Source organism: Nostocoides sp., assembly GCF_035343835.1.
GTDB classification, from domain to species: Bacteria; Actinomycetota; Actinomycetes; order Actinomycetales; family Dermatophilaceae; genus Nostocoides_A; species Nostocoides_A vanveenii.
On the sequence record NZ_DAOQZV010000220.1, the window covers coordinates 1 to 5,323 of the forward strand.

A 5,323-nucleotide genomic window follows, 5' to 3' on the forward strand; every position below is an offset into this window, starting at 1 on the left:
GGCGAGCGCCCCGACGAAGGCGTCGCCCGCCCCCGTCGTGTCGACGACCTCGCCGCCGGGCACCGCTGCCGCCGGCACGTGCTCGCCGTCCCACACCGCACCGCTGGGGCCGAGAGTCACCAGCAGAGACCCGCCCGTCCCGAGATCGGCATCGGCGAGACGAAGCGCCTCGTGCTCATTGGCAACCACCGGATCCGCGACCGCCAAGGCGGGCGGGTCCAGGACCGCAAAGGGCGCGACATTCAGGACCACCCGCGCTCCGCGGTCCGCCGCCCATTCCGCAACCGCAGCCACCACGCGGTGGGGAATCTCCAACTGCAGAACGACGACGTCGCCCGGCCCGACGCCAGGCACCGCTTGCGCGTCCGTCAACGCCACTTCGGCATTCGCCCCGGCCACGATGACGATGGTGTTCTCGCGCCCCGCGTCCAATGTGACGTATGCCGTGCCCGTTGGCTCGCCGCCGACGACGCGCACCGCACGGACGTCGATGCCCAACTGCGCCAAGCGATTCCGGTAGGCGACACCATAGGGATCGTCGCCGACACAGCCGACCATGACAACGTCCGCGCCCGCCCTGGCAGCCGCCACGGCTTGGTTCGCCCCCTTGCCGCCGGCCATCAGATCGAGCCGCAAGGCGCTGATCGTCTCCCCCGGTTTGGGGAAGTCGTCGACATGCGCGACGTGATCGACATTGATCGAGCCCACAACGATGACCCGGCCCATCACGCACCCACCGCTGCGGCACCGACGGCCGCAGTTGTGCGCGCGCCAGCCCGCAAGGTGTCCAGCCACAGTCGGGCATAGCGCGGCCCGTCGATGCCCAGGCCGACGTCCACGACGACATCCGACTGCCCGTGCGGGTCGTGCGTCAGGTCGCCCGACCAGTCCCGGTGGTCGACAACGGTCCGGCCGCGCGTGTAGCGCCCGGCCAACTCCACGCGTACCGGCAAGGTCCGCGTCTGCAGACCGTCGGGATCGGCCACTGCGCACACCGCACCGGCGTCACCGATGGTCGCCGCGTCGGCGTCGAAGCGCTCGCATTGGAACGCGATCAACCGGCCTCCCAATCCGGCTGCTCCGGTGGGGTCCGCCGCGACCAATTCGGCGGCGTCGAGGGCCGAGACCTGGGGCTCGTAGAAGACATCCAGCCCGAACATCGTCAGCGGAATGCCCAGGTCCGCGGTCGCGTCGAAGACGATCGCCGCGGCCTCCGGGTCGTGGAAGATGTTGAACTCGGCGGACGCCGTTGCGTTGCCGATGGCAGCCGACCCACCCATGAACACGATGCGCTCGATCCCTTCTGCCGCAAGGGGATAGGTCCGCAGCAGCAGCGCGATATTGGTCAACGGAGCCAGCGGGATGACCGTGACCCGCTCCCCCGCGGCGGCCGCGGCGCGCAGGGTGTCGCGCAGCAACTCCACCGCGTGGCCCGGGATCGGCGCGCGCGTGGACGGGGCCCAGTCGAGATCGCCCATCCCGTCCTCGCCGTGCACGTGCCGCGCGTCGACCGGGTCCTCCAGCAGCGGCCGGTCCGCCCCCGCCGCCACCGGCACGTCGGGCCGGCCGGCCGCGTCGAGGACGGTGAGCGTGTTGCGGACGACATCGGCGAGCGGCGCATTGCCGCCGACACATGTGACCGCCCGCAGATCGAGCCCCGGGTGCAGGGCCGCGAGCAGCAGGGCGCAGGCATCGTCGACTCCGGTATCGACGTCGAGAATCACCGGGACAGCCGTCATGGGGCGCAGCCTATTGCGCCCCAACCCCGCGCCGTGTTGGGGCGTCTACGCTCACGAAGGGATTCAGTCAGAAAGGTTGAGCGGAATGCGACGAGTCACGAGCGGGCGAGCGGGCGGCATACGGACCGGGAACGGACGTGGTTGCCGCCGGCGGGTCGCCGGGCTGGTCGCGGGCGGCGGCGCCACAGCCGCTCTGCTCGCCTCCGGCGCCCCGGCGTATGCCGTTCCCGTCGCCTCCGCGAGCACGTCACCGACGTCGAATCTCACGCTCTCCCAACGCTCCTGCGTCAGCGACCTGGTTGCGTCCATGACCGTGAACCAGCGGGTCGGCCAACTGATCTGGGTCGGTCTGGACGCGTCGGCGGCTCCGTCCGGCGTCGACTCGACCGTGCGGTCCTACGCGCTCGGCGGCGTGGTGCTGCTCGGCGGCTTCCACAGCGGGCGGACCTCGGTGGCCACGACGACGCATCACCTCTCCGGGCTGGCCGACCCACGCGTGGGACTCTTCGTCTCGGCGGACCAGGAGGGGGGCTATGTCCAGCAATTGCAGGGCTACGGCTTCACCGACCTGCCGACGGCCTTCACCCAGGGCACGAAGTGGGCGCCCAGCACGCTGGTGACGCAGACCACGACGGTGGCCAAGCAGATGCGCGTCGCCGGGGTCAACGTCAACCTCGCGCCGGTCGCAGACACGGTGAGCAAGTCCTTCATGCCGTACAACCGGCCGATCGGCTACTACTTCCGCAACTACGACTACTCGGCCGACCGCGTCGCCACCGACGTCAACACCGTCGTCGCCTCCATGCACGCTGGTGGGGTCGCTGCCACCGTCAAGCACTTCCCCGGCCTCGGACGCGTCACCGGCAACACCGACACGTCGGCGACCGGGATCACCGACGACGTGACGGAAGCGACGTCGGGCTATCTCATTCCGTTCAAGTCCGGCATCGCGGCCGGCGCCGATTTCGTGATGATGAGTTCGGCCTGGTATCCCAAGATCGACTCGACCCGACAGGCGGTGTTTTCGCAGGCGACGATCAGCGGTCTGCTGCGCGGATCCATCGGCTACCAGGGCGTCGTCGTCACCGACGATATGGGCAATGCCGTTGCGGTGCAGTCGACTCCGGTGGGCAGTCGCGCCACGCGCTTCATCACCGCGGGCGGCGACATCATCCTCACCGGCAACCCGGCGACGGTGGGCCCGATGATTTCGGCCATCCTGGCGGCCCGCCAAAAAAGCCCGTCCTTCGCCGCCAAGGTCGATGACTCGGTGGCTCGCGTCCTGGCCCTGAAGACCGGGCGCGGGCTGACCACCTGCTCGTGAGAGCGGGGTCAGCCCGCGCGCAGGTCGTCCCATCAGACGCGCAGGCGCGTCGCTGTGGTCGACCGGCAGACGTGGCCGGTCAGGCTCGGAAGGCGACCCACTGCGACTGCATACGGGCGATCTGGCCGCTGGTGAACTGGGTCATGCACGCGTCATCGGTGTAGTCCATGAAGTTGGTGATCGGGTCCTTCCCCGCCTGCCGGGCGCACGAGTCGCGCCCGGTCGGGCAGCCAAAGGCCGCGGACTTCTCGGCCGGCGTGTCGTCGACATAGTCGCCCTTGCCGGTGCACCCGCCCTGGAAGGTGTGGTAGAGCCCAAACCAGTGCCCGGCCTCATGGGTGGCCGTGTCGCCGAGGTTGTAGGGCGCCGCGGTGCCGCCGGGCAGGGACTGATCGAGCAGGACGACGCCGTCCATCACGTCATAGGTCGACTTGGGGAAGGTTGCCCAGCCGAGCAAGCCGCCGCCGAGGTTGGCGCTGTAGAGGTTGAGGTCGGCCTTGGTGCCCTTGCGCAGCGCCGTCTTCATGTTGCGCTCGGCGGTGGTGCCCGAGGTCAGCCCGTTGTACCAGGTCGCGTTGTTGGTGTAGTCCGTCGCGGCCAGCGTGAAGGAGAAGCCGGTGGCGGCATAGGCGGCGTTGAGGACCGAGATCTGGTTGGCGATCATCGACGAGCTGAGATTGCCCGTGGCGCCGTCGGTGATGACGTGCATGTAGACCTTGACGGTGACCGGGGTGAAGGCCGCGCGGCCCCCCTTGGTGGCCAGGGCGGCGGCGAGCCGCGACTCCATGGCGGCGGCCTGGGCGGCCGTGATCTCGTTCGCGTCCTTGCGGTTGCCGCCCTGAGCGGCCCGGCCGATGTTCACGCTGTCCCTATGCGCGACACAGGCGCTGGGCGTGTCGGTGGCCCCCAGCGGGCGAGCCTGCGCGGGTGCGCTCACGGCCAGGGCGGCCAGGGTTGTCATCGCGGTGGCGGCGGCGAGTCGACGTGCACTCATTATTGGTCTCCGTTCGGGAGGTCTGGCGGGCCGGCCGACGTGGCGGCAGCGCGCTGGTCGCGCGGCCTCGGTGCCGCGCGCAGTCAAGAATGGCGCACTTCCGCCCACTTTTCTACCGATCGGTAACGACGGAATGCCGCCGATTCACGAGCAGGTTGTCAGCCCCCGTGCGGTCTTCAACGTGAGCACTCGCGTCACGGCCGCGGCCACCTGATCGGCGAAGACGGGGTCGGCGGCGGCCTGCGCCAGCACCACCTTGGACATGATTGGTATGTCGCTCGGCCGGGCCGTCAGGACGATGTCACCGCCCGCGGCGATGAAGCCGGTGGCGCGATTGCCGATGGGGACGGCCGCCACCGCGGCGGCCGCACCGACGTCATCGGTGATGACCACGCCGGCATACCCCAAGCGATCGCGAAGCAGGCCGGTGACGATCGCGGGCGCGAAAAGCGCCTGTCCCTCAGCGATCTTCGGGTAGTTCGCCGAGCTGACCATCACGAAGTCGGCACCCGCCGCGATGCCGGCCGCGAAAGGCGCGAGATCGGGATCGGTGACGGTGGCGACGTTGTCGGTGATGCCCGTGCTCGCGGTGTCGGTGTTGCCGGCGATGCGCCCGATGCCCGGGAAATGCTTGACGGTCGCGGCGACTCCCCCGGCATGCATGCCGTCGATGAAGGCGGTCACCGATTGCGTGACCACCTCGGGGGTGGCGCCGTATTCGCGGTGATAGCGGCCGATCGGGCCATTGGCCGTGCCGATGTCGGCGGGCACGGTGTCCGCGACCGGAGCGAGGTTGACATTGACGCCGGCGGCGCGCAATTCCTCCGCCCAGCCGGTGGCCGAGGTGGTCAGCGCGGCCGAGCCGAGGCGGGACTGCTGCTCGGCGGACGGGATCACGGAGAATCCGGCGCCCTTGAGTTGCTGGACCTGCCCGCCCTCCTGGTCCGCGGCGACGAAGAGTGCCGGGCCGCTGGCATACGAAGCGACCTGGGAGGCAACCGATTTGACGGTTGCGGCACCGGACCAGCCGTCGAGGAAAATCACCCCACCCGCGCCATAGGTCGCGACCGCAGTCTTGACGCCGGGTGCGCCCGACGCGGGTTCCAGACCGACCATGAGCAACTGGCCGACCCGCGCGCGATTGCTCATCCCGGCGGCGAGTTTGGCTATGCACGCCGCCCTGGCGTCGACGGTCGCCGACGGCGTGGTGGAGGTGCTCGGCGTATCCGTGGCGGCTGTCGTCGCCGACGCGCTCGGCGTCGCGCC

5 protein-coding genes are annotated in these 5,323 nt (G+C 70.0%); 1 reads left to right on the forward strand and 4 read right to left on the reverse strand.

The genetic code is table 11. The features are described 5' to 3' along the window. Positions 1-726, reverse strand: a 726-nt coding sequence (locus PKH97_RS13285; RefSeq protein ID WP_324387992.1) for a PfkB family carbohydrate kinase, incomplete at its 3' end; no start/stop codon positions are given. Then, positions 726-1,739, reverse strand: a complete 1,014-nt coding sequence (locus PKH97_RS13290) for a nucleoside hydrolase (protein WP_324387993.1) — start codon at positions 1,737-1,739, stop codon at positions 726-728. The genes PKH97_RS13290 and PKH97_RS13285, both read right to left, overlap by 1 nt. Before the next feature lie 85 nt (positions 1,740-1,824). Between PKH97_RS13290 and PKH97_RS13295 the strand changes: the two genes are divergently transcribed. Next, positions 1,825-3,063, forward strand: coding sequence for a glycoside hydrolase family 3 N-terminal domain-containing protein (locus PKH97_RS13295; RefSeq protein WP_324387995.1), 1,239 nt, complete (start codon positions 1,825-1,827; stop codon positions 3,061-3,063). A gap of 79 nt (positions 3,064-3,142) precedes the next feature. Here PKH97_RS13295 and PKH97_RS13300 read toward each other — a convergent pair whose 3' ends face one another. Together PKH97_RS13300 and PKH97_RS13305 are read right to left on the reverse strand one after the other, a co-directional pair. Continuing rightward, positions 3,143-4,057, reverse strand: a complete 915-nt coding sequence (locus tag PKH97_RS13300; RefSeq protein ID WP_324387996.1) for a zinc metalloprotease — start codon at positions 4,055-4,057, stop codon at positions 3,143-3,145. 144 nt (positions 4,058-4,201) lie between these two features. After that, a complete protein-coding gene (locus tag PKH97_RS13305; RefSeq protein WP_324387997.1) occupies positions 4,202-5,206 on the reverse strand; it encodes a glycoside hydrolase family 3 N-terminal domain-containing protein in 1,005 nt (334 codons plus the stop codon). Positions 5,207-5,323: the final 117 nt, after the last annotated feature.

Coding starts and splice junctions, on each gene's coding strand:
- PKH97_RS13290 (WP_324387993.1), bottom strand. CDS start 1,739: ATGACGGCTGTCCCGGTGATTCTCGACGTCGATACCGGAGTCGACGAT.
- PKH97_RS13295 (WP_324387995.1), top strand. CDS start 1,825: ATGCGACGAGTCACGAGCGGGCGAGCGGGCGGCATACGGACCGGGAAC.
- PKH97_RS13300 (WP_324387996.1), bottom strand. CDS start 4,057: ATGAGTGCACGTCGACTCGCCGCCGCCACCGCGATGACAACCCTGGCC.
- PKH97_RS13305 (WP_324387997.1), bottom strand. CDS start 5,206: ATGAGCAATCGCGCGCGGGTCGGCCAGTTGCTCATGGTCGGTCTGGAA.